This is a genomic window from Thalassobacillus devorans MSP14 (genome assembly GCF_000496835.1).
Taxonomy (GTDB): Bacteria; Bacillota; Bacilli; order Bacillales; family Halobacillaceae; genus Thalassobacillus; species Thalassobacillus devorans_B.
Map to the genome: position 1 here is coordinate 572,837 of NZ_KI543236.1, position 25,021 is coordinate 597,857.

A 25,021-nucleotide genomic window follows, 5' to 3' on the forward strand; every position below is an offset into this window, starting at 1 on the left:
GTAAGACAGAGCTAAAGCCGTTTATTTTTGTATAAATGGCAGAGTTAATTTCCGCTGGTTGCCGGATCCGCCTCCAAGACCGGGATTTCACGATACTGGGTAGCCTGCTCATAATCATATGCCATCCCAAGCAGTTCCGCTTCACTCCACATTTTTCCGAAAAATGCGAGGGAAAATGGTTTCCCGCTTTGGTAATAGCCGGCCGGTACCGTTACCAGTGGCTGGCCGCTGATGTTGACTTCCGGTGATGCGGTCGGCTGGTGGATGCCTTCAGTCAGCGGCGGGATTTCGGCTGCCATCTGCGGGTAAACAAAGGCGTCCAGGTCATGTTTTTTCATGACGCCCTGGATGATGTCCTGGTAATTTTCCCTGGCGTCGAAAAAGTAGCTTAGGTCCGGTACCTGATATGGATCTTGCAGCTTCTCTTTCAAATTGGCTTTATAAAAGTTCTGAAGTGGTTCGCCTGCTGCCCAGGGTGCTGTGTCCACTTGATTGAACAGCTCGGGAAGGGAAGGAATCGTTTCTTGCGGGTCCATCCGGTCGAGGTAAGCCTGGATATCGCTCACGAAGGCGTCATAACCGATGTTGCCGGTCGCTTCTGTAAAACTGGCAAACCCGCTTCCCGCGAAAGGATTGCGGACAACTTCTGCACCTTGAGCTTCCAGTTCCCGAACAGCACGGTCATACAATTGCTGCGTTTCTTGGGACAATGCTTCTCCTCGCCAGCCTGGCCCGTAGAGACCGATGCGTTTTCCTTCCAAGGCATCTTCTGTCAAGTTTCCGCTATAACCCTCCTCCGGCAGTTTCCCTGCGGCAGCCTCCGTTTTAGGGTCTTCGGGATGTTTTCCGGCAATGGCCTCCAGCATGATCGCCGCGTCCTGCACTGTCCGGGCATGCGGTCCGAGCACGTCTCTTGTGCTTGCTGCAAACGGCGCAGCTCCGGTGTTAGGGACAAGGCCGAACGTCGGTTTCACTCCGACTAATGCCTGGGAAGCGGCAGGGTTCTGGATAGAACCGCCGGTTTCTGCTGCAATTCCTAAGACTGCGAGATTACCAGAAACAGCGGTTGCTGTCCCGGAACTGCTTCCGCCTGGAGCGAAGGCTGGATCAATGGCGTTCAATGTTTTTCCTGCCCAGCTGGTATTGGCATTCGTTGCCGATATACTGAAAGCAGGCATGTTCGTTTTGGCTAGGATAATGGCGCCTTCTTCTCTTAGTCTTTTAACGATCGGTGCGTCAACCTGCGGCATAATCTCTACTCCGCCCGCTTCTTTATAGAAACCTTCCCAACCGAATGTGGAAGGAAAGCCGGTGACATCGACCGTTTCCTTCAGGACGACCGGTACACCTGCCAATTTTCCAGGAGAGTCTTCTTTTTTAATTCGTGCATCCATGGCACTTGCCTCTTGCATGGCGTGGTCATTGACAAAAGTAAACGCGTTATATGTATCCTCATATTGTTCGATGCGTTCCAGGTGTGCCTGAACGACATCTGTTACGGTAAAAACCCCATTTTGGTAGCCTCGAATCAGTTCATCTACGGTGAGTTCCCTGCCATCTTCCAGCCGTTCACGCAGATCCATTCCCTGATAGGGGAAATTTTTATGTTCGAGGACTTTCGTATGGCCGGATGCATTTTCCGGCGGAGCAAGGGAAGAATTGACTCCAATAAATATCCCCGCAAAAGCCAGGATGAACGTAATGACAACAGCCTGCAGTTTCTTCATGATCTAACACCCCCTATCTTCCTAACAAAGGTAGAATACCATAGATTCATTTTCTAATAAATGGTTGTTACTAGAATGTAAGATTGAATGATCATCCGTTAAACGACCACCTTAATATTAAATGCCAGAATCTTAATGAATTTTCATCGATTACCTGGAAAGTAAAACAGTTTAAGGATATTAAAGGGTGGCTTTTGCCCATTATTACATCTACCCATATGTTAAATAATGGATAATATCCGTTGATATATCCCTACACTGGCAGTGGAAAGGGTGTAATTGATAACGTGTCTCAATTACTATTGACTATGATTATCATTCTCAATTAACATGTTTGTAAGACTTAATTGAAAATGGTTTTCAATTAATCGCTTCTTCCAGTAAACTTCCCTGGTTATTAAAAAAATCGAAAGGAATGATAGCATTTGGATTTTTTGAATGAATCTATGGCAACAGAGAAAAAGATGTCAGAAGGGGAGGGCAGGGAGTTCGATCATTTATTTTTTCACGAAGCTCATACGGAAGGATTCCAGCATACCGTTCAACAAGTGACTGAAAAGCTTGTCAACGTGATGAAGGACCTTGATCAGCCCTATTCTGGTAAATCCCCTGAAACGTTGCAGCGGGAGTTGGATAAACTTTCTGTTTTCACATACGAGGGAGAATCTGTTGGAAGATTGATGGATGATATCGACGACACCCTATTACGTAGCAATATCCATATCTCGCATCCGAAGTCGGTCGCCCATCTGCATTGTCCGCCGCTTGTTTCTGCGATGGCAGCGGAAATGATCATCAATTCGTTTAACCCCTCGTTGGATTCCTGGGATCAGAGCCCTGCAGCAACATATTTAGAACAGGAAGTCATCGAATGGCTTACCAGGAGCTTTGGTTTTGACGGTACATCCGATGGTGTTTTTACCAGCGGAGGGACACAGTCCAATTACACGGCGCTATTAATTGCCCGGGATTCCTTTTGTAAACGCAAGTGGGAGGTGGATGTTCAGAAGCAGGGCTTACCGGATGATTTCAAGCGGCTGCGGATTCTGTGTTCAGAGGAGGCTCATTTTACCGTTCAAAAGTCAGCCTCCCAGCTCGGACTCGGGGAAGACGCGGTCGTCCCGATAGAAACCGATGAAAATCATAAGCTATGTCTCTATGATTTGACCAAGAAACTGGAATTACTGGAAGCGGAGCAGTTATTGCCATTCGCCCTTGTGGCCACATGCGGTACAACTGATTTCGGGAGTATCGATCCGCTATCAGAACTGGGGGAGATTGCCAGCAGCCATGGAATGTGGCTTCATGTGGATGCTGCTTTCGGTGGGGCATTGATCCTCAGTCAGACACATCAGCACAAATTGCAAGGGATCAATCAGGCAGACTCCATTGCAGTTGACTTCCATAAGTTATTCTACCAGCCGATCAGCTGTGGAGCCTTCCTGTTAAAAAATAAAAGGGAGTTCAACCATCTTATGCATCATGCTGACTATTTGAACCCGGCCGAAGATGTTGAGAAAGGGATTATGAATCTTGTGAACAAATCCGTCCAGACAACCAGACGGTTTGATGCCTTGAAATTATTTTTCTCCTTAAGAATAGTAGGGACAAAGCAATATGGCGCCATGATCGATCATACGTTAGCTCTGGCGAAAGATGTTGCAAGGTATATAGATGATTTGGCGGATATGACAGTGAACCATGCGGAACCGGAGTTGAATACAGTTGTATTCCGGTATGAACCGGATGTTCCGTCTGTAGTAGATTTGAATCAGGTGAATCTTTCCATTCAGAAACGACTGCGTGATGAGGGTAAGGGGGTCATCGCTAAAACGGTGGCAGAGGAGCACGTTTGTCTTAAGTTTACGCTCCTTAACCCCAGAACACAGCTGGCTGATGTAAAAGAAATCCTGGCAGATATCCAGGAAATCGGAGAATCGGAGTTAGAAAAATGGAGGGTTTCCGTATGAAGAACTTACAGGTAATTGCTGAAAATGCGACGATGCAAAGCTTCTTGAATTGTTATCTCAAAGAGACAGGTGATTTCCGGATAGAAACTGGCAATGCATCAGAAAAGACGATTTTCTGCCCATTATCCAATCAGGCAATTGACTTGATCATCGATGTGAAATACTGGTCGGAAACTGGAAGGCACCTTTTTGAATTCCCGATTTACTATCAGTCTGGGGAAGAAACGAAGCCGATTGATTATGTCACATTGGCTGCCCTGATTACCAAAGAGCTTGCCCTGGAACACAATCGGGAAGGTGCAGAGGATGAACTGATCCTCCGTGTGATCCTGAGTTGTAAAAATATTAAAAAGTACCTGGAACATCGATTGCAGGATAGCGGCCAATTGAGCAGCAGGGAATTTAATTATATCGAAGCGGAACAGTCGCTTATCTTTGGTCACCTGCTTCATCCGACTCCGAAAAGTAAACAAGGGATCACGGAAGAAGGGGATAATCGGTTTTCACCTGAAATGAAGGGGAAGTTCCAGCTTCACTATTTCTGGGCGGCAGATCCCCATGTCATAGAGGACTCTTCGCTGTCAGTCCCCGCTAAAGAAATTATTAGGGGCGAATTGCCTGAAGAATTGATGATCGAGGAAGAGGGATCTCTCATTCCTGCCCATCCGTTACAAGCGAAGGCTCTTTTGGAAAAAGCATCGGTACAGCAGATGATCCAGGAAAATAAATTGAAGTATTTCGGACCGCTCGGACCCGAATTCACAGCCACATCTTCATTTCGTACTGTATACAGTCCTGAAACGAAATATATGTACAAGTTTTCCCTCCCGATAAAGATTACCAATTCGCTCCGGATGAATCAGCAGAAAGAACTGGACAGGGGCGTGGAAGTATCGCGTTTGTTACAGAGCTCTCTTGGCGATGATCTGGAACGAAATTTCCCAGATTTCCATGTCATTTCAGACCCTGCATATATTCGTGTGGATATACCTGGAGAAGAGGAGGTACTGCTCGATTGCATTATCCGTGAAAACCCGTTTTATAGGAATGATTCTGATACCATTTTGGCTGCCGGGCTGGGACAGGACCACCCTTTTGGAGAGCAGTCACGGCTGTACAGGATCATTCACAGCATCGCAAAGAAAGAAAACAGGTCCTTACAAACGGTGAGTGAGGATTGGTTTAAACGGTATCTGTCCATCACCCTCGATCCAATGTTATGGCTCTATGAAACGTATGGTATCGCGCTCGAAGCACATCAGCAGAATTCAGTCGTGCAGTTGAAGGACGGCTATCCTGATTCCTTCTATTATCGGGATAATCAGGGTTACTACTTCCGCGAAAATAAGGCAGATGAGCTGCGTCAACTGCTGCCCACGCTGAACGAGAAGAGTGACACGATCTGTTCTGAAGCCATTGCGGAGGAAAGGCTGCGGTATTATTTCTTTTTCAATCATTTGTTCGGGGTAATCAATGGCTTTGGTACCAGCGGACTAATAGACGAAGGCGAGTTATTGCGGGTGCTGCGTGAGCGTCTCGAGGCGCACCATGAGCAGAAAAGTGATTCGCAAGCGTTACTGAAAAGTCTATTAACGGAGGAAAAACTTCCATGCAAAGCTAATCTGCTGACGCGGTTCCATGATATGGATGAGCTTGTCGGTTCATTAGAGACGCAATCGGTCTACACGATGATCACTAACCCATTAGCACAAAAGGCAGGTGTTACGAGTGAATTCTGAATGTATGATCATAGACCAGGATTTGAAGCAGGCGATTGCTTTTCGTGAACTGGATTATGACAAGGATCTGACTAATGTTTTTCTATGGATGCACCAGCAGCATGTCATCCCCTATTGGCAGTTGAACCTGCCATTTGCCGAATTTAGCAACCATTTAAAAAAGGCGTTGGAGGATAGCCATCAAACTCTCTATATCGGAGAAATTGATGGGCGGCCGATGAGCTATTGGGAGGCATATTGGGTAAAAGGGGATGTTGTGGAAACATGCTATGACGCAGAATCCTTCGACCAGGGCATTCATCTGTTGATTGGTGATCCCCAATTTCTTGGTAAAGGATATGCTCTTCCTTTATTAAAGGCGATGGTTGCCTTCCAATTTCGGCAGGAAAAAACAAACAAGGTGATCGCGGAACCCGATATCCGAAATGACAAGATGATCCACATCTTCGAAAAATGCGGATTTGAAGCGGTCAAGCCAATTGAACTTCCTGACAAAACAGGACTATTGATGTTTTGCACGAGGGAGAATTTTGAAAAGAGGTGGTCTTATGGCGGATACAATCAGGAACGCTGAGGTTTACGATGTCATTGGTATCGGAATCGGTCCATTCAACCTCGGTTTTGCAGCTCTTAGCGAGGAGGTCCCAGAAATAAATGCCCTGTTTTTTGAAAAGAAGCAGCAATTTGACTGGCACCCTGGAATGATGATTGAGGGCACTACCTTACAGGTTCCATTTTTAGCTGATCTTGTGAGCATGGCTGATGTTACCAATCGCTATAGTTTTCTGAATTACTTACAACATCAGAACAGACTCTACCGTTTTTATTTCCGTGAGGATTTCCATATTCCGAGGAAGGAATACAACCATTATTGCCAGTGGGTGACCGGGCAGTTGAGTAATTGTAAGTTCGGTATGAATGTTAAGGAGGTTGGTTTCAGGGATTGGGAAGGGGAGAGGCTGTACGAAGTAATCGTTGAGTATGACCACAAGATAGAGCACTATCTTGCCAGACATATTTTAATGGGGATCGGTACGGTTCCAGCAGTTCCCGATCAGTTTCAGGAAGCCTTGGGAGATACCGTGTTCCATACGGCAGACTACTTAAATAAAAAAGAAAAGTGTGAGGACGCAGGAAAAATTGCTGTTATCGGTTCTGGTCAAAGTGCGGCAGAAGTATTCCTGGACTTGCTGGAAGACTTACCGGACCATGAGTATTCGCTTCATTGGTATACCAGATCCAAGGGATTCTTTCCGATGGAATATTCCAAGCTTGGTCTGGAACATTTTTCACCTGACTATACGTCGTTTTTCTATCAATTGCCGCAGGAGAAAAAAGATCAGCTGCTAGTGGATCAGGACCTATTATATAAAGGAATCAGTGCGGATACAATCTCAGATATTTATGAACGTTTGTACCAGTACAGTATTGGCGGGGATAACCCAGATATTCATATGCAAGCCATGTCAGCTATCGATTATATTCAGTCCCGGGGGGATAAGTGGGACCTTCATGGCTTTCAGCAGGTTAGTGAAGAGGCGTTTACGATCGATGCAGACGTCGTCATATTAGGGACCGGGTACAAACTGAACACCCCGGATTTCCTCCTTCCACTCGATGATTTCATTTCCCGGGATGAGCAGGGCCGGCTTAATATAACGGATGATTACCGGCTTGTATGGAATGAAAGTCAAGGTCAGGGCCATCATATCTACATTCAAAATGGGGAGATCCACACCCATGGAGTAGGGGCGCCGGATCTCGGACTAGGTGCTCATCGTAATGCTGTCATCATTAACTCCCTTGCAGGAAGAGAGGTTTATCCAGTCCGGTCAGTAAACGTCTATCAGTCATTTGGAGTACAAAAGCAACCAGTTACGAATTAGTATCTATTTTCACAGAAAGAGGGGATTTCATTGTATTCAAGCGATCTGAAGCACTTCTTTAATCAGGAAAACTGGGAAAAAGCAAACCGGCAATTGCTGGTTAAAATGATGGAAGAATATACGTATGAAGGCATGATTGACCCAGTCATGACCAATGAGCATGGAAAATGGAAGGAATATGAGCTATTGATTACCGACCATAAACATTATTCTTTTGCGGCTAAAAGAGATTATTTTAACGGGTTAAAAGTAAAACCCGGTTCGATTTATGTCACAGAAAATGGGATACGTGATGAAGCGGCAGATGCTATCCAATTTTTGCTTGATATTCAGCCAATCATAGGGATGTCTGCGGAGACAGCGGGTCATCTGATCAAAGAATTGCACAATACGCTTGTGGCGGATATGCATTTACTGGGAAAGGCTTCGAAGACTTCCGATGAATTGATTCATGAAGATTATGCTTTATTGGAAGGATATATGAGCGGTCATCCATGGATCACTTACAATAAAGGAAGAATCGGTTTCGGTTATGATGACTATGTGAAGTTTGCCCCGGAGCAGCAAAAAGAAACCAGCCTGTTCTGGATCGCCGTCCATAAAGAGCGTGCTTCCTTTCAGTCTACTAAAGACACCAGCTATGACAACCTATTACACGACGAATTATCCATGGAAGAGAAGGTGCAGTTTGAACAGTTATTACAGGAACAGGAAGTAGACCCGGAGGAATATTTCCTCCTGCCCGTACACGAGTGGCAATGGAAGAATATCATTATCCAGCAATTCGCTCAGGACATTTCCCGTAAGAAAATCATTCCTTTAGAAGAAGGAAAGGACCATTACTTGCCACAGCAATCGATCCGTACCTTCGTAAATAGAAGCCATAAGCATAAACATCATGTGAAAGTTCCCATGAGTATATTAAATACGCTGGTATATCGTGGTCTGCCGGCAGAACGCACACTGATCGCCCCGAAAATTACAGAATTCATCAAAGGGATCTATGAACAGGATTCATTTTTGAAAGAAACATGCCGCGTCATACTGCCTGGTGAGATTGCCAGCATCAATGTCGATCATAGCTACTATCCCGAGCTTGAAAATGCTCCTTATCAATACCTTGAAATGCTGGGGGCCATTTGGCGGGAGAGTATTTACACCTATTTGGAAGCGGAAGAAAAAGCAGTGACCCTGGCTGCATTATTACATGAAGATAATAATGGTAAACCTTTTATCCTAAGCTTGATTGAAGCTTCCGGAATCAGTGCGGAAGAGTGGCTGAAGGAGTTTTTCCAGGTGGTCATGGATCCACTGCTGCACTATTTATATCAATATGGGACTGTGTTCTCTCCTCACGGCCAGAATACGATATTGGTAATAAAAAATTTCAGGCCACACCGGCTTGCTGTCAAAGACTTTGTCGATGATGTCAATATTAGTGACCAGCCATTTGAAGAATTATCCGTTCTGACACAAGATCTTAAAGATGTGTTAAGAAGTGAGCGTCCTGAAGGCCTGTTACAATTCATTTTTACAGGGTTATTTATATGTCACCTCCGCTATATGGCGAACATCCTGGATAAACATAAAAGTGTAACCGAGGATAGCTTTTGGGAACATCTGGCCCATGCCATTATAAACTACCAGGATCAGCACCCACACTTAAAAGAACGCTTTGACATCTTTGATTTTTTTCAAACAGAGGTCACGAAGCTTACATTGAATAGAAATCGCATGGTGGATTATGGATATGGTGATGGAGATGATCGGCCTCATGCTTCTGAATCTGGCAAGGTTACTAACCCGCTTGCCCGTTATGTCAGGGAAGAGCATTTTTCGTGAGTTGATTATAATTATAGAAAGCGAATAAAGGAGCGTGCCTCCCATGTATCAGCATGGTTGGGGCAGGCTCCTTTCGTTATGGAAGAATTATTGTACGAAATAAGGAGACACTACGACTGTATAAAGGAGGAGTTTCCACATGGGAAAAATGAAGTTCTCCATGCTTTTCCATTTAGGAAAGCCTGAAAGACAAGTGATCAACAGCTTATTTATCAAGCTTGTGCTGGTACCTATTGTCCTGTTCATCGGCATGTTCAGTACCGGGCACATCGAATATGGTGCGCTATGGCAGCCGGCGGTGTTAAGTATCGTGCTCATCATCGTGGGGATTAGTATGGAAAAGTTGGTTTTAAGCAAAGAAACATTGGGAGCCAGTGTGTTTATGGATTTTATTGTTTCCTTGTTGATTATCCTCGCTCTATCCAACTGGTTTCCAAATGCGATGGTAACGTTTATCGGGGCGTTTACTTTGGCGGTTGTGCTGGCAACGAGTGAATATTTCCTTCATCGTTTTTTACTTGCGTTACGTAATAAAAGCGACTCCGTTTCCACAGACCTCTAAGGCTGGGGGAGTTTGTCGTGGTGTTTTCCTATTTTATAGACCTTGGAAAAAAGTCACGCGTTCACCAGAGGAAGGTGTGAAAATCTTGTTTTCGCCGATCGTATCCATTATGTTTTGGATGAAGAAATGCTATCATTCATATAGAGGGCTGTATCCGGTGAATCATACGCTAAGCGGTTCGCCTGACAACTTTTTAGAAAAAGCTGCCCAATTAAAGAGGAGGTATTCACATGGCTGCGATTCAAAAAGGGGAAGGGAAATTTTTTGTCGGTGAAGATCCGGACCATCCGCTGGCAGAAATCACATTCCGGGAACATGACCATTTGGTTGTCGAGCATACCTATGTATCGGAAGAGCTCCGGGGGCAGGGTATGGCGGCTAAATTAGTCGGGAAAGTGGCAGACTATGCCAGGGAGGAGCAAAAAAAGGTTAAAGCCGAATGTGATTATGCGAAAAAGAAGCTACACGCTCATCCGGAATACCACGATGTGCTGCTGGAAAGGGACTGACCAGAGCAATTTTCGCTGGGGGAATACATAGCAAATGCTCCTATCTTGCTCCCTGGGGAGGACGATGATCCATTACGTGATTGTCGTCCTAATTTTTGATTGGAAAGCAGAATATTCATATGACAAAGGGTTCAAAAAGAATGTCATCACCATTTTCATCATACAATGTCTTTGGGGTGAAAATATGCCAAGAATAAAGTACAAAGAGTCAGATGTTGCCTTAATGGCCAGGATGATGAGAGCGGAAGCTGTAGGGGAAGGAAAACAAGGGATGTTGTATGTCGGCAACGTCATTGTTAATCGTGCAAAAGCGGATTGCTTAGACTTTAAAAACGTGCGGACCATTTACGACGTGATTTTTCAGGTACAGGGAGGAAATTATTCTTTCGAAGCTGTTCAAAAAGGAAATGTATTTTACAATCGGGCTAGAGAGGTAGAAAAAAGATTAGCCAGAAAGAATCTGAAATATTGGAGGCAGCATCCAGCAAAGTTTTCGCTTTGGTATTTTAATCCATATGCTGCATGCCCCCCAACATGGTACGGTCAACCTTTTGCCGGTCAGTATAAGCAGCATTGTTATTATGAACCCGAGGCGAATACTTGTGACAGTGTCTATATCGGAGGTTAAGCCAGCATGCTTTTATAGGTATAGGGGCCTCCTGGTATTTGCTGAAGGATGGCGAAAGACTGTGCTCCTTAGACTTTCTGGTGGAGAGTTTCTCCAAAGGACAATATCATAGTTATATAGCAAAGGGACAGTTCTGGAATGGCAGAGCTGTCCCTTTATATTTAATATGTGCGGGATCTTAATCAGTTAGGGATAAGGAAAGCTGTCCCTCACGAGATTGCAAGTGAATACCTTTAGGCTTCAAAAAAGTGCTTGCCCGTGGCTGTTTAGCCTCATCGAAATCCATTCGATCCCGGGAGATATTTTGAAAATTCAATGGTCTGTCCATGTGGTTTCCCCCTGTTTCATCAGCGGTGCAGTCCACCATTTTTTTAGAGGATGTTCTAAAATGACATTTTTATTCCAAAAGGGATTTGCAGCGGAGGTTCGTTTGATATAAAAGTGGAGGTACAAAGATGGGTGAAATCAACTACCCAGAAATGCGGCGTTATACTATAACGTATGTGTAAAGAAGCATTTTATTGAATACATAACGAAAAAGTGCCTGCCCTCAGAGAGTCATATGGACAGGGAGGACAGGCCCTCTTTTTAAATTATCCTCTCAATCAGTTTACTAATAAGAAACAAATGTATATATTAGCAAAAAAAGTGTTTGACAATTCATCATTTATGTTATTTACTTATAGACAACAAATATTCATATTAGAAACAGAATGGGGAGGGGACCAGATTTGAACGCACCAATGACGTATGAAGTCCGTAAGCCAACTAACATAGACCCAAACAAAGAATATCCAGCTCTATTTTTGCTGCATGGAATCGGAAGTAATGAACGGGATATGCTTTCTTTAGCAGATGACCTGGAAAACCATTTTTTCATTTTTAGTATTAGAGGCCATTTATCGCAGCAGCCTGGTTATGCTTTTTTTACAATCCAGGGATATGGAAAGCCGCATAGGGAAGTGTTTGATCAGGGTATCAATCAGGTTAATAACTTCATTGACTATGCAGTGGAACAATATCAAGTGGACAGTAACTTCCTGTATTTGCTTGGATTTAGTCAAGGGGCTATCGTATCCATGGCGACAGGACTTACTTTGGGAAATAGAATTAAAGGGATTGTTGCTTTAAGTGGATATATTCCTGCCTTTGTTAAAGAAGAGTATGCTATCCAGCCAGTTGATCGCGTTTCATTATTTATCTCACATGGTGAATTTGATAACATTCTTCCTTATGAGTGGGGGATAGAAAGTTATAAGTATTATAGTGGCCTGGGTTCTCAGGTAACTTTTAAAGCTTATCAGGAAGGACATCTGGTATCACCAGTAAATAAACAGGATTTCACCAAATGGCTGCTGGATGACTTGAATAAAAACTAACGAAATAAATTAAGTTTTTCAGGACAATAATCGGTAGCTGTACGAAAGTTTGATATACAGGATACAGAGGATAAAACCGATCGGATAGGTCAATGCGGTCAACCATATATTCCACCCGGAGTGGTAATCAACTTTCCCCATCATCAAACTGATAAATTCTATACCTGTTGTTGCTATCGTAAACAAAAAGACAAGATATACCGGACGGATGCTGCTCTTGATCAGCACATAAGTGAAGATGATGGCTAACATCGGAAAGTAACCGATGTTATAAGGGACAATCGATAAAGAAGGATTTAGATGGATGGGGGTTACCGTCCAAAAAAGCACCTGACCTAAGTCGTTTATTAAAAAGGCGATCGTAGCACCTACCGGAAAAAGCAGGATGACCAAACGCGGTTCTTTTGTAAAGAAGTAAATGCAGATCATCCAGGGGATAATTATACCAATCAAAATATTCACAAACATAGGATCACTTCTTTATATTTGATAATCAACTGCTTCTTCTGTAAATTCATTCCATCCTATTTTTCCATTAATAACCTTTTGTTTGAATGGTTCCCCTTTGTGTACGTCCAGAATTTTCTGGGCATAGGTCAGGAAATGGATCACTTCTTCTTGAGAGAGGCTGCTGATGTCGCAAGGGAAATTGTCCATATCTTCCACAGCCTCTACAAGCTGTTTCAGCAAACTTTTCCCTTCCGAAGTAATCTCTACTTTTTTGTACCTTGGATTCTTCTGATCAATTCCGACCTGAATCATGCCGCGCTCTTTTAGAGGTTTCAACAGCCTGGTGACAGTAGAACCATGCCAGCATCCTAATTCTCCGATCTCTGAAGGGGAAAGGACATTCTGATTGGTTGAAAGTAAAAATAAAATATGCTGCTGAGCAGGAGTGATATTGTATCTCCTGCCCAGTTCTGCCCACTTCTCTTCCATGCAAAAGTACAACGCTCGAATCATCAGAAGTAAATTTTTCTTCAGCAAAAAGTCCATTTTTTCTTCACCCTCACTTGTAAGTACAATTGTAGATACAACTGTATTCTTTGTTATTTCCGATTCTTTATACATGGCAAGGACTATAAAAGAAAGTGCCTGACCCACGACGCTTTAATGCATTACTCTGGCGGGGGTAGGCACTATTTTGTGTTGATACTCTAGGAAAAAATAATTAACCGCTCGCTTATTAATAAAAATGGATATTCTTCACAAAATAAGCTGTGGACGAATAATAAGGCGGAAGGGGATTGACATGAATGTTGCACAATTGCTTGTGAAATGCCTCGAAAATGAAGGAGTAGAGTATATCTTTGGAGTGCCTGGTGAAGAGAATATCGATTTGATGGATGCCCTGATTGATTCTGAAATTGAGTTCATTGTGACGCGTCATGAAACCAGTGCTGCTTTTATGGCAGGAACTTATGGAAGGCTGACAGGGAAGCCGGGCGTTTGTTTAGCGACGTTAGGTCCTGGAGCGACCAACTTGTTGACGGGTGTGGCAAATGCCAATATGGATCATTGTCCTTTGATCGCAATCACTGGACAGGCAGGGCTGAATCGCCAGCATAAAATATCGCATCAGTATTATGATCTTGTTGATATTTTTGAACCGGTGACGAAATGGAATGCACAAATTAAAACAGGAGAGATTGTACCTGAAGTTGTGAGGAAAGCCTATCAACTGGCGATTCAGGAAAAGCCTGGAGCGACTCATATTGATCTTCCCGAAGATGTTGCCGGTATGGAAGTGGATGAATCGCCTTTGCCAGTAACCGGACATACTTTATCGATCGCGAAGGATGAAGTCATTGAAGAGGCTGCCTCCCTCATTTCAAAGGCTGATCATCCGCTTATCCTGGCCGGGAATGGAGTGACCCGTGGTAAGGCTACAGAGGATTTGCTGAAGTTCGTGACGCAAACCAATATCCCAGTCGTTCATTCCTTTATGGGAAAAGGGGCGATTTCCTGGAAAAATGAATTGAGTTTGCTGACGGCTGGAATCAGCGGCAAGGATTATATCACGTGCGGATTCCAACAATCGGATTTAGTTATAACGATCGGTATGGATATGGCAGAAACACCTCCGCAAAACTGGAATCCGGAAGCTGCGACCCCTGTCCTGCACATCGATACCGAAGAAGCGGAAATAGATTCCCATTACCCTGTCGCTTTGAATGTGGTCGGCGATATCGGAGAGACCCTGAGAAAGCTTCAGAACGTCATGCCTGACCAGTGTAGCAATGATAACTGGTTTGGATCGATCAGGAAGTCGGCCCTTGAGGAACTGGAGAGTTTTAAGGAAGATGACAGTTTCCCTGTGAAGCCTCAAAAAATAATCTATGACCTCCGTGAAGTCCTCAGAGATGAAGATATTGCTATATCAGATGTCGGAGCGCACAAAATGTGGATGGCCAGAATGTACCACACGGTTCTTCCAAACACTTGCCTCATCTCGAATGGCCTCGCTTCGATGGGGGTAGCAGTACCGGGAGCGATCGCGGCAAAACTCGTGCATCCCGACCGGCATGTGGTTGCGGTTTGTGGCGATGGTAGCTTCCAGATGACTGGGGCAGAGTTGGAAACAGCAGTCAGGCTGAACCTTCCAATAATCGTTTTGCTCTGGAGAGATGACGGCTACGGGCTAATCGAATGGCATCAGCTGAAAAAGTTCGACCGTCCGTCCCATATCAGTTTTGGGAATCCAGATTTTGTAAAACTGGCTGAGTCTTATGGGTTTGAAGCGATGAAAATAGAAAAAACAGCTGAGTTGAAACCTGGATTGGAAAAAGCAATCAGCCTTAACAAACCAGTCCTGATCGATTGTCGGGTAGACTATAGCGAAAATATGAAGCTGACGGAAATGCTTCGGAACATTCATTGTGAAGGGGATGCGTGAACATGAGAATTTATTCCATCATCAATGGGAAGGATCTCAAGGAAACAGACCGGGAAACGATGACGGTCCGAAATCCATATAATCAGGAAGAGGTTGCCGAGGTCGTATTAGCAAATGTGGAGGATTTGAATCAAGCGGTTGATCAGGGTTTCGCTACCTTTCACGAGCAAATGAAGAATATGCCTGCCTACGAGCGATCGGATATTCTCAGAAAAACGGCAGATTTACTCGAGGAAAGAAAAGCATCATTTGCCGAAACCATCACAAAAGAAGCTGGGAAGCCGTTGAAACATAGCCTTGGTGAAGTGGAGCGTTCTATCCAGGTACTCCGGTTTGCCTCTGAACATGCGAAGCATATCAGCAGTGAAGTGATACCGATGGACGCGGCTATTGGCGGTGAAAACCGGTTAGGGTTTACGAAGCGCAAGCCACTCGGTGTCGTGGCAGCGATTACTCCCTTTAATTTTCCATTAAATTTATCACTTCATAAAATAGCTCCAGCGATCGCGGCAGGAAATACCGTCATTTACAAACCGGCAGAGAAAACACCGGTTTCCGCTTACAAGCTCGTAAAATTGTTCTTTGAAGCAGGGCTTCCTGCAGGAGCACTTCACTTAATCATGGGACGGGGCGAAGTAGTAGGTGACCCGCTTGTCCAACATGATAAGATCCATAAAGTGACGTTTACGGGAAGCCTGCCTGTCGGGAGAGGAATTCTTGAAAAAGCAGGTTTTAAAAAAGTGACCCTGGAATTAGGTTCCAATTCCCCGAATATCGTATTCGATGACATCGACATCGGGCATGTGGCAGCTGATTTAGTCAAGGGTGCTTTTGTATTCTCCGGACAGGTATGTATCTCTGCTCAGCGTGTCTATGTCCATCAATCGATATACGATGCGTTTTTAAAAGAATATATCAGGCAAACGGAATCCCTGGTTATTGGGGATCCCATGGAAGAAACGACAGAGTTCGGACCGATGATCAATGAGAAAGAGGCAGAGAGAGCCAAAACGTGGATTGATGATGCTGTGAAAAAAGGAGCAAGGATTGAAACTGGCGGAGAACAAAAGGGAACATTTTTGTTCCCGACAATTATGACCAATGTAAACAATGATATGAAAGTAATTGCAGAAGAAGTATTCGCGCCGATCGTTTCCGTCATCCCTTTTGAAACAGAAGATGAGGTAGTAAGGATGTCGAATGACTCGATTTACGGCCTGCAGGCAGGTGTTTTCACGAATGATCTCAACAGGGCCCTTCGTGTGGCGGACCAATTGGAAATGGGCGGGGTCTGGATCAATGAAATATCGACTTACCGGCAGGATAATCATCCATATGGCGGCGTAAAGAAAAGCGGAATTGGGAAAGAAGGCGTCAAATATGCGGTGGAAGATATGACAGAAGTGAAGTTCGTTGGTATCAATTTAAATGAAAAAAGGTGAGTTCTTTTTGTGGATGATTTTCTGTTTTTGTACAGAAGGTCATCTTTTTTTCATTTTGGGGAAAATAAAAACTTCCCCTGGACAAAAGAGTTCAGGGGAAGTCAAAGTATCGTGGTCATTCTTCTGATAAATCGGAATCTTTGATCCAGCCACGGGCATGCATGGCTTTTACTAAATGATTAATACCGACCATATAGGCCGCATCTCTCATGAAGCATTGTTTTTCTTCACGCATTTTGAAGACGGTATCAAATCCGAACTGCATTTTTTCCTCAAGCTTTTGGTTGATTTCTTCTTCTTTCCAATAGTAATTCATTGTGTTCTGTACCCATTCAAAGTAGGAGACCGTTACGCCACCCGCATTGCAAAGGATATCCGGAATAACGAATATCCCTTTCTCTTCGAGGATCTTGTCTCCTTCCGGTGTGGTGGGGCCGTTCGCTGCTTCTGCTACCACTTTTGCCTGAATGGTCGGGGCAGTATCTTTGGTGATCTGGTTTTCCACCGCAGCAGGTATGAGAATATCGACAGGAAGGCTGAACATTTTTTCATTGGTTATCGGCTCAGCATCTGAATAATCAGACGCATAATTCTTTTTGTCTTTAACAAAAGCCAGTAAGTCAGGGATATTTAAACCTTCCTCGCGATAAATCCCACCTTTGGCATCTGTCACAGCAACAATTTTCACACCCAGTTCATGCAAAAATTTCGCTGTCATGCTGCCGACGTTCCCGAATCCCTGGATCGCTACGGTCGCTTTAGACAAATCCATATCCAGGACTTTGGCAGCTTCCCGGATAGTGAGAACAACTCCCCTGCCGGTCGCTTCCAACCTGCCTAGTGAACCGCCGATGATAATCGGTTTTCCTGTCAACATTCCCGGAATATTGTACCCGCGTAGCTGATCGAATTCGTCAATCATCCAGCCCATCACCTCAGGATTTGTGTTGACATCCGGAGCCGGAATATCCTTTTGTGGGCCGATGATCGGGGTTATTTTCCGGATGTACGTCCGGCTTAACGTTTCCAGCTCCCGCTCTGATAATTTCTCGGGATCCACAATTACGCCGCCTTTTCCTCCTCCCAGAGGGAGATCGAGAATGGCAGACTTTAAAGACATCCAGATGGACAGAGCCTTAACTTCGTCGATATTCACTTTAGGATGGAATCGTATTCCACCTTTAGTAGGACCTAAGATATCGATGTGCTGAGCACGAAAACCTGTGAAATTTTCCAGGGATCCATCATCCATGCGCACTGGAATCGATACTTCCAGCATTCGCATCGGTTTCTTAAGCATATGATAAATATTTTCGTGAAGTCCCAGCTTGTTCACCGATTCTTTAAGTAAGGATTTCACGACATCGTACGGATTTACGCCATGTGTAGTAATATCAGACTCCGCTTTTTCACTTTCAATTTTCTTCATCACTGTACCCCCTTTAAAAATGCTATTACCTATTTTATAAAGTCCCTTGAAGTCCAGTATTTTATACATTCGGAGAGCTGCTTGTGACTTTTCCTGAATGGAAAGAAGGTTTATTTCGGTTTGATCCTGGCAGCACCATTTAGCAATTTATAAGAAATTAGCAGGTAGGCGTCATGGTAAAATTAAAAAAGCATCTAAAAATCAGGAGGAATTTTATGACAAATACTAATCAAAATATTGTTCCACATTTGTGGTATGACAAGGAGGCGGGAGAAGCTGCAGAGTTTTATACGTCCATATTTCCGGACTCAAAAATTTTAAGTAAAACAACACTCCAGGAAACACCATCAGGCGACTCCCATTTAGTTTCTTTTGAGTTGTGGGGACATAAATTCATGGCAATAAGCGCAGGACCTTATTTTACCTTCAATCCGATGGTGTCTTTCATGGTAAATTTCGACCCGTCACGAGAAAAAGACGCGAGATCAAAGATTGATGAGATCTGGAACAAATTGTCCGAAGGCGGCAAAGTTTTAATGCCATTGGATAAGTATCCGTTCAGTGAAAGGTATGGCTGGATTCAAGATAAGTATGGCTTGTCGTGGCAGTTAATCCTTACCAACCCGGAGGGGCAAGAACGGCCTGCGATCATGCAGTCGTTACTGTTTGCTGGTGATACATGCGGCAAAGCAGAAGAGGCTGTTAATTTTTATTTATCTGTATTTAAGAACGCTAAGCTGGGTAACATTGCCCGCTACCCTCAGTGCATGAAACCTGATAAAGAAGGAAGCCTCATGTTTTCTGATTTCATGCTTGAGGATCAGTGGTTTACTGCAATGGACAGTGCGAGGAATCATGAATTCAGTTTCAACGAGGCAATCTCATTCATGGTATATTGTGACACACAGGAAGAGATTGATTACTACTGGGAGCAGCTGTCTGCGGTTCCTGAATCCGAGCAATGCGGCTGGCTTAAAGATAAGTATGGAGTGTCCTGGCAGATTGTGCCGAGGGAAATGGAGGAAATGATGAGCAGTAATAGTACACCGGAACAAATTTCGCGTGTTAGTCAGGCAACGCTTAAAATGAAGAAACTTGATCTGGCAGCGTTGCAGAAAGCATACAAAGGATGATAAAAAATACGGACTGCTGCCTGGTGTATTCATAAGCTTTTTCGCGAAACGCAGATAATACAAGCTCAGAGACCATCTTATGGTCTCTGAGCTCTTAGCGATGTTATTCTATGCTTTTATTTGATTTATCTGACTATTAACTCTTACACATTCTAATTTTCCTGTTGTGCTTCCTTTTTCTCCTGAGCTGCTTCTTTCTTTTCTTCGGCAGCCTCTTTTTTCTCTTCCTCTGCTTCTTCTTTTTCTTCTTCCGTTTCTTTTATTTGTTCATAACGTTGTCGCTGGCGATACCCGTAAGTGGAAGAGAGGACGATATCTTCATTTTCAAGCGCAGACCCGAGCGCACCGATGATGGTGGAAACGCTAGTCGCTGTCCAGGCAATATAGAAATAATTAACATAGCCTACCGTGCCGGATAATTGGGACTGCATCATTCCCATCGGAATCAGGGCAATCACTGCGACGGAAAACAGCAGAAATAATAAGAAGTAATACATAGAGACCGTGACTAACAGGGTGAGAACTGTGGCGGTGTTATACAATTTTCGTAAATAATCGGCACGCTCCTCATTCGGCTTTTCCCAAAGCTTGTGGGCGAGGATGATCCAACCTACCATTGCCAATATGGATGCAATCGACAGCATAAACATCCGCCATATGCCGTAATTATTACTTAACTGCCATAACGTCGGGAAAACGAGCGCGTAAGACCCTGTGGTGAATGCGATAATGATTACTTTCATAAAAGAAGGAAACATCGCCCACGGTCGGTTAGCCCGGACCATCCCTGATAAAACCCGCAGGGCGCCGCTGAAACGGGATTTTACTGTGAACCGGACATCGATGTTCGATTCGCTTTCGTATGGTGTTTCCCGTTGAAGTGGCGAAAGGCGTTCAAACCCTCGCTTTCCAACCAGTCTTGTCGAACTTTTATTTTTCAACTCATTATGCTGATTGCCATTTTTAGCCTGAATTCTTTGTTCTGCCCGTTCCCTATCTTCATCTGAACTCCCATAATACATTTCATTTACCAACTGTAAAATCGATTCCCGTATCCGTTTGAACATTGGCGTCGATCCAAGGCCTGGCAGACTGATTAACGCTACGCTCTCTTGAACGTAGGCCTCTGCTACTATCGGCTTTTTGTCATTAAAAAATGGCAAATCAGTGAGACAGATAGCAAATTCCCATCCATAATCTTTCCTCTTATCAAGCGTCGCATTTAATACCTTATTGGAATCTTCTGTCACACCTGTGAGTGCGTCAATGGAGTAAGCGACATCCCATGCGTAGTTCTCATCGACATAATAACTGAGCAAATCCGGTAGTTGCTGCTGCAGTTTTTCTCTTAATTCATCTGGATAACCTGGTGCGGTGATTAGTCCTAACGTTTTGGTAGATTTGCCCATTAATTTCACCTCTGTTTCTTCTTATAAAGTAAGTACCTATACTTAATAACCGAAAATAAATGATTTAAACGGTTAAAGTAGCAATTCCTGTAAAAAGTTTACTGAATACCATCGTTTAATCAGTTTGCAGGAGAAAAGCGACAACGGATGGAAGGATTATGCATATCATTCACGAACATGTAATTAAATGAAAGGAGATGGGCTATGAAATTAATCGATTTGAGCGTACCTTTAAGTCCCAAAGTAAAAGAGCCGCTTCCTCCGTCCATTGCATACCATACTCATGAGGATGGTGCGGAACAGGGAGCGAAAATACTTGGAATTGAAAAAGAAGCCTTCCGTGATGCCAAAGCGTGGGCAACTGAAACAGTGACCGCAAACACGCATGCCGGCACACACGTGGATGCTCCGTGGCATTACGGGGAACAGTCGGAAGGGAAGCCAGCGCGCACCATTGATGAAATGCCGCTGGATTGGTTCTATCATGATGCGGTCTTGTTCGATTTCAGCAAGCATTCGCCTGGGTATGAAATTTCTTCCGATGACCTGAAACAACAACTGAAGGAAATCGATTATTCCTTAAAACCTTACGACATTGTGCTGGTCCGAAGTGATGCCGATAAGAAGCTGCATGACGAACAATACGCCTTCCTGCATGCGGGCGTATCAGCAGAAGCAACACGCTGGCTGCTGGGTCAGGGCATCAAAGTCGTAGGAACCGACGGCTGGGGATGGGATATTCCCTTAAATATCCAGGCGAAACAGCACATGGCTGCTCCGGACAAAGGCGTCATGTGGGAGGCACACTATGTAGGAATTGAAAAGGAATACTGCCAAATCGAAAAGCTGGCAAACCTCGACCAGATTCCGGTCCGGCACGGGTTCAAGGTTTCCTGTTTTCCGGTGAAAATTGAAAAAGCAAGCGGAGCCTGGACGAGACCGGTCGCTTATATAGAAGAATAACTAAATAGAAGGGCAGCCTCCGTACCAGGCAACTGCCCTTCTATTGTTATGGTAAATCTATTTTGATTGGCTTCATTTTGATTTTGTCATTACCTGCAAAGATTCCGAAAGGCACCATCAAAGAGTGATCTTCTATGGTGAATTTTTCATGGTTAGCGAGATCAAACTTTGTCCGAAAATGTAACTCTTTCCAGTCGACTGCTTTTCCTTTTTCAGCTAGAATGAGTGAATCATCTTCCAATGCTTCATACTGGGTTTGTCCGTCGGCTCCTGGAATGACATCTTCCGAGCGAATAAGCTTTATCTGATTTGCAAAATTGTTGAGGATATCATTACTAAACTTTGCTTCATCCACATTTTTGATGTGAAAATCGACTACTACTTCGCCGTCTTTTTTCATAACTTCATTGACGACGATTTTGTAACCAAACCGCTTACTTTCCACTTCAAAGCTGGATGGCTGAATCGCATGGATGGTATCAAATTCATCTCTTACCACCGTTGGATGAATCATGAGAAACTGATCACGCTCATCAATTTTACTCGTAAAGAGAGAGCGTTCCTTAACTTTTACCTGATTAGCCGTTTCCTTTATATTGAGGATATTTCCGATATTTCTAGGCATCAGACGATTCCCCTGATCATCGAAAACATCGATGTTGATCTGATCACTTTCTCCGTCTTTTGGTCGGGTCGTTTCATAATCCAGAATGGTGGTAGTGTTTCCTTTTGTAATGGCGTCCATAGTAAACGTGTAGGAACCATCTTCCGTACGGCTTTCACCTTTTACCGTAAGCATTTCAGCTGGCCGTTTTTCGATCGGTACATCAAACCTCCATGTGCCTTTTTCCCCAAGGATGGATGTGAAGGTAAGTGGCAGCGTGAAATCGCTGTCGATGGTTTGATCCAATTGGTAAAACTCTATCGCACCGACAAATCCATCTTTCGTCTCTTTGAGACTGCTCATCGATCCAGCCCATTGGTTTTTATCCTTGCCATCAAATAAATAGTATCCATATCCGGTTTCAGGGCTGTTCGGTTTATCCAAATTTTTAATGGATAGCTGATCACCTGATGCTTTGAACGTCACTCCCAGTATTTGATTGTCATAGTAGGCACTGGTGATAGTAATATCAATGCCATTATCTGTGGCTTTCTCTTCAAGCTCTGTGACCAGGTCACTCGCGAATAATTCACTGCCGACAGGTGTAGTAAGGTCCTCGTAAATGAAGTGAAGGACAGGAACTTTTGCAAGTACTTCCGTTACGGGAGAGAAGACCAGGCCAGAGGCAAGGACAAGAGAAGCAGCACTCGATGTAATGGCAGCTGATGTTTTCCAGTGTTTCCTCTTGCGCTTCATACGCTTCCCTGATTTGATACCATTCGTAATTGCCTGGTCCAGCTTCTGCTTAGGGACTTTGATTTCGTTCCACTGCCGATCAAATTGTTCTTTTCTCATCGATCTTCACTCCTCCTAATAACTTTTTTAACTCATTTTTAGCGCGGTGAAGATAGGTTTTCACCGTTCCTTCCGGTTTCTCCATCGTTTCGGAGATACTTTTAATCGACTGATCATGAAAATAGAAAAGGATAATAACCGTTTTATACTTAGGACTTAAGATAGAAAGAGCAGAAATCAAATCCAGCTTTTCTTCAATATGATGATTTTCGTACTCTCGGAAATTGGAAAAGTCTTCAGTCAGGACGACTTTTTTTCGCTTTTGAAGGAAATCATAGGCTGTATGAATTAATATTTTCATCAGCCAGGCATTAAACAGTTCTGCTTTTTTTAGCTGGCTGATAGAAATAAATGCTTTGGTAACGGCCTCCTGAACGACATCCAGAGCGTCATGTTCATTACGGACATAGAGGAAAGCTGTTTTGTATAATTTTTCGCTTTCTTCTTTAATTAATTTCTCAAAGGCTTCTTCATCGCCTTTAATGGCTTTTTTTACAACATACTTATGTAACAATGTGCCACCTCCTCACCCATATATGAGGGATTAACCCAGTAAAAAGTTTCAATTTTTTTATGTTTCCTGAACGCTATAATCCTACCATAATATGTTAAGGTTATTTTGGAGATGGGATTAAAATCAAAGCAAGGAAGAAAGTTAACACGGAGATTATTTGTATAATAAGTGAGTTATTTCAATTGAGGAAGAGGAGTGTGAGGATGCCATTAGAACAGGAAGTCATTGGAATGTGGATGCTGGTTACTCGGTAGTAATGGGAGGGGCTGTGTTAATAACCTTGCTCCTTTGGATCAGGAAAAAGGATAACTTTGTTGCTTATGGAAGCACGATATTACATATGCTGTTTTTTTCTCTGGCCATCTATTTCGTTATAAAAGCAATTGCCTTTGATTATCATCATCCGATGGCTTCGGAGGAAATATCCCTTCACATAGGGATTGCCGGAGTTGTTTGGGCTTTCAGCATGGTTTGTTTAGTTATCGGAATCTATCATTTCTAAAAAAAACAAAGTGAAAATATGGTAGAGTAGTTAGAAAGGATGTTTGTTATTACTAGGATAACAAGCTTAAAGCCTTGTTTTACATACGACACATCGATCCAGCTTACATAATAAAAGGAATGAATTTAATGACACTACTATCTTTTCTCGCCATTTTATTAGTTGGAGTGGGAGCAGGGTTCATCAATGTGATTGCCGGCGGCGGCTCGCTCCTTACCATGCCGATGCTGATATTTTTCGGCTTGCCATCAGCCGTAGCAAACGGCACCAATCGGATTGCGTTGATGGCCCAAAATATTGTCGCCATCGCTTCTTTCCGAAAACATGGGTACTTCGATTGGAAGTTCAGCACCATGCTGGCGATTCCTGCTTTGATCGGATCGATTGTGGGTGCAAACTTTGCCATTTCACTTTCCGATGAGGTCTTCAATCGAATTCTCTCCGTGGTCATGCTGCTCGTACTTGCGATTATTATTTGGAAACCGCATAAGAAGTTATCAAACGGACCAACCGCAGACACACTTTCAAGGAAAATAGGCCTTATCGTCATTTTCTTTTTCGTAGGAGTGTATGGCGGATTCATTCAAGCAGGTGTCGGTTTCATTATCATTGCTGCCCTGACGATGGTATCTGGTTTGTCTCTTGTGAAAATCAATAGCATCAAGGTTTTCGTGGTAGCTATTTACACACTATCCGCCCTGGTCGTATTTATAATTAACGATCAGATCAATTGGGGCTATGGCATAACCTTAGCTATCGGTACAAGTATTGGGGCAGTCCTTGGAAGTAAATTCGCAGTACAGCGTGGGGAGAAATGGGTCCAGCGGATATTGATTGTTTCTGTCCTCATAATGGCGGGGAAATTGTTTTACTCGTCACTTTAAGTTCTTCCTTTTGAAAATTTAAGATTAATCATCAAATGAAAGACGGAATCGAATGTGATTTCGTCTTTTTTGATAAAAAAAGTAGAGGAGAGACTTTTTAGTGTTTACTTCCCGCTAATCGATCAGTACGGCTATGGTAATTTGGTTG

Annotated in this window: 23 protein-coding genes; 15 read left to right on the forward strand and 8 right to left on the reverse strand. The window is 43.7% G+C overall.

What is annotated here, in order from left to right; translation table 11 throughout:
- Positions 1-44 precede the first annotated feature (44 nt).
- Positions 45-1,727 (reverse strand): amidase, encoded by a 1,683-nt coding sequence (locus P855_RS20405; RefSeq protein WP_235062607.1) that lies wholly within the window; start codon positions 1,725-1,727, stop codon positions 45-47.
- A gap of 425 nt (positions 1,728-2,152) precedes the next feature.
- Here P855_RS20405 and P855_RS0103680 point away from each other — a divergent pair, with 425 nt between their 5' ends.
- From P855_RS0103680 to P855_RS0103715, 8 genes are all read left to right on the forward strand, one after another.
- Entirely contained in the window at positions 2,153-3,697 is a 1,545-nt protein-coding gene (locus P855_RS0103680) for a pyridoxal phosphate-dependent decarboxylase family protein (protein ID WP_161628804.1), read from the forward strand.
- On the forward strand, positions 3,694-5,436 hold the full coding sequence (locus tag P855_RS0103685; RefSeq protein ID WP_028782314.1) for an IucA/IucC family protein: 1,743 nt from the start codon (positions 3,694-3,696) through the stop codon (positions 5,434-5,436). Before P855_RS0103680 ends, P855_RS0103685 begins: the two co-directional genes overlap by 4 nt.
- 22 nt (positions 5,437-5,458) lie before the next feature.
- Complete coding sequence (locus P855_RS0103690; protein WP_028782315.1) at positions 5,459-6,010, forward strand: GNAT family N-acetyltransferase; 552 nt, start codon at positions 5,459-5,461, stop codon at positions 6,008-6,010.
- Positions 5,985-7,322, forward strand: a complete 1,338-nt coding sequence (locus tag P855_RS0103695; protein WP_028782316.1) for a lysine N(6)-hydroxylase/L-ornithine N(5)-oxygenase family protein — start codon at positions 5,985-5,987, stop codon at positions 7,320-7,322. Before P855_RS0103690 ends, P855_RS0103695 begins: the two co-directional genes overlap by 26 nt.
- 30 nt (positions 7,323-7,352) lie before the next feature.
- On the forward strand, positions 7,353-9,164 hold the full coding sequence (locus P855_RS0103700; protein ID WP_028782317.1) for an IucA/IucC family protein: 1,812 nt from the start codon (positions 7,353-7,355) through the stop codon (positions 9,162-9,164).
- Positions 9,165-9,303: 139 nt separating this feature from the next.
- Positions 9,304-9,726, forward strand: a complete 423-nt coding sequence (locus P855_RS0103705; RefSeq protein WP_028782318.1) for a DUF2512 family protein — start codon at positions 9,304-9,306, stop codon at positions 9,724-9,726.
- Positions 9,727-9,956: 230 nt separating this feature from the next.
- The gene (locus tag P855_RS0103710; protein ID WP_028782319.1) at positions 9,957-10,235 is read left to right on the forward strand and encodes a GNAT family N-acetyltransferase; all 279 of its coding nucleotides are present in this window, start codon (positions 9,957-9,959) and stop codon (positions 10,233-10,235) included.
- A 184-nt stretch (positions 10,236-10,419) separates the two neighbouring features.
- Entirely contained in the window at positions 10,420-10,863 is a 444-nt protein-coding gene (locus P855_RS0103715) for a cell wall hydrolase (RefSeq protein ID WP_028782320.1), read from the forward strand.
- A gap of 178 nt (positions 10,864-11,041) precedes the next feature.
- Here the strand turns inward: P855_RS0103715 and P855_RS22220 are convergent, their stop codons facing one another.
- Positions 11,042-11,191, reverse strand: coding sequence for a hypothetical protein (locus P855_RS22220; RefSeq protein ID WP_161628805.1), 150 nt, complete (start codon positions 11,189-11,191; stop codon positions 11,042-11,044).
- A 403-nt stretch (positions 11,192-11,594) separates the two neighbouring features.
- Here P855_RS22220 and P855_RS0103730 point away from each other — a divergent pair, with 403 nt between their 5' ends.
- On the forward strand, positions 11,595-12,242 hold the full coding sequence (locus tag P855_RS0103730; RefSeq protein WP_028782322.1) for an alpha/beta hydrolase: 648 nt from the start codon (positions 11,595-11,597) through the stop codon (positions 12,240-12,242).
- An 18-nt stretch (positions 12,243-12,260) separates the two neighbouring features.
- Here the strand turns inward: P855_RS0103730 and P855_RS20410 are convergent, their stop codons facing one another.
- Together P855_RS20410 and P855_RS20415 are read right to left on the reverse strand one after the other, a co-directional pair.
- Complete coding sequence (locus P855_RS20410; RefSeq protein ID WP_051353071.1) at positions 12,261-12,710, reverse strand: hypothetical protein; 450 nt, start codon at positions 12,708-12,710, stop codon at positions 12,261-12,263.
- Positions 12,711-12,722: 12 nt separating this feature from the next.
- Complete coding sequence (locus P855_RS20415; RefSeq protein ID WP_051353072.1) at positions 12,723-13,238, reverse strand: MarR family winged helix-turn-helix transcriptional regulator; 516 nt, start codon at positions 13,236-13,238, stop codon at positions 12,723-12,725.
- Between the two features lie 256 nt (positions 13,239-13,494).
- Here P855_RS20415 and P855_RS0103745 point away from each other — a divergent pair, with 256 nt between their 5' ends.
- Both P855_RS0103745 and P855_RS0103750 read left to right on the forward strand, forming a co-directional pair.
- On the forward strand, positions 13,495-15,138 hold the full coding sequence (locus P855_RS0103745) for an acetolactate synthase large subunit (protein ID WP_028782323.1): 1,644 nt from the start codon (positions 13,495-13,497) through the stop codon (positions 15,136-15,138).
- 2 nt (positions 15,139-15,140) lie between these two features.
- Positions 15,141-16,580: an aldehyde dehydrogenase family protein gene (locus P855_RS0103750; protein ID WP_028782324.1), complete on the forward strand. Its 1,440-nt coding sequence runs from the start codon at positions 15,141-15,143 to the stop codon at positions 16,578-16,580.
- A 115-nt stretch (positions 16,581-16,695) separates the two neighbouring features.
- Here the strand turns inward: P855_RS0103750 and P855_RS0103755 are convergent, their stop codons facing one another.
- Positions 16,696-18,009, reverse strand: a complete 1,314-nt coding sequence (locus P855_RS0103755; protein ID WP_051353073.1) for a Glu/Leu/Phe/Val family dehydrogenase — start codon at positions 18,007-18,009, stop codon at positions 16,696-16,698.
- 215 nt (positions 18,010-18,224) lie between these two features.
- Between P855_RS0103755 and P855_RS0103760 the strand changes: the two genes are divergently transcribed.
- Positions 18,225-19,142, forward strand: coding sequence for a VOC family protein (locus tag P855_RS0103760; protein WP_028782326.1), 918 nt, complete (start codon positions 18,225-18,227; stop codon positions 19,140-19,142).
- 152 nt (positions 19,143-19,294) lie between these two features.
- Here the strand turns inward: P855_RS0103760 and P855_RS0103765 are convergent, their stop codons facing one another.
- Positions 19,295-20,551, reverse strand: coding sequence for a hypothetical protein (locus P855_RS0103765; protein WP_028782327.1), 1,257 nt, complete (start codon positions 20,549-20,551; stop codon positions 19,295-19,297).
- A gap of 204 nt (positions 20,552-20,755) precedes the next feature.
- On the opposite strand from P855_RS0103765, the gene P855_RS0103770 reads away from it, so the two are divergent.
- Positions 20,756-21,514 carry a cyclase family protein gene (locus P855_RS0103770; RefSeq protein ID WP_028782328.1) on the forward strand — a complete coding sequence of 253 codons (759 nt, stop codon included), beginning with the start codon at positions 20,756-20,758 and terminating at the stop codon, positions 21,512-21,514.
- A 46-nt stretch (positions 21,515-21,560) separates the two neighbouring features.
- Here P855_RS0103770 and P855_RS0103775 read toward each other — a convergent pair whose 3' ends face one another.
- Positions 21,561-22,973 (reverse strand): DUF4179 domain-containing protein, encoded by a 1,413-nt coding sequence (locus tag P855_RS0103775; protein WP_028782329.1) that lies wholly within the window; start codon positions 22,971-22,973, stop codon positions 21,561-21,563.
- The gene (locus P855_RS0103780; RefSeq protein ID WP_028782330.1) at positions 22,954-23,487 is read right to left on the reverse strand and encodes a sigma-70 family RNA polymerase sigma factor; all 534 of its coding nucleotides are present in this window, start codon (positions 23,485-23,487) and stop codon (positions 22,954-22,956) included. Before P855_RS0103780 ends, P855_RS0103775 begins: the two co-directional genes overlap by 20 nt.
- Before the next feature lie 232 nt (positions 23,488-23,719).
- Between P855_RS0103780 and P855_RS20420 the strand changes: the two genes are divergently transcribed.
- Together P855_RS20420 and P855_RS0103790 are read left to right on the forward strand one after the other, a co-directional pair.
- Positions 23,720-23,989, forward strand: coding sequence for a hypothetical protein (locus P855_RS20420; RefSeq protein ID WP_235062608.1), 270 nt, complete (start codon positions 23,720-23,722; stop codon positions 23,987-23,989).
- Positions 23,990-24,117: 128 nt separating this feature from the next.
- Entirely contained in the window at positions 24,118-24,873 is a 756-nt protein-coding gene (locus P855_RS0103790; RefSeq protein ID WP_028782331.1) for a sulfite exporter TauE/SafE family protein, read from the forward strand.
- Positions 24,874-25,021: the final 148 nt, after the last annotated feature.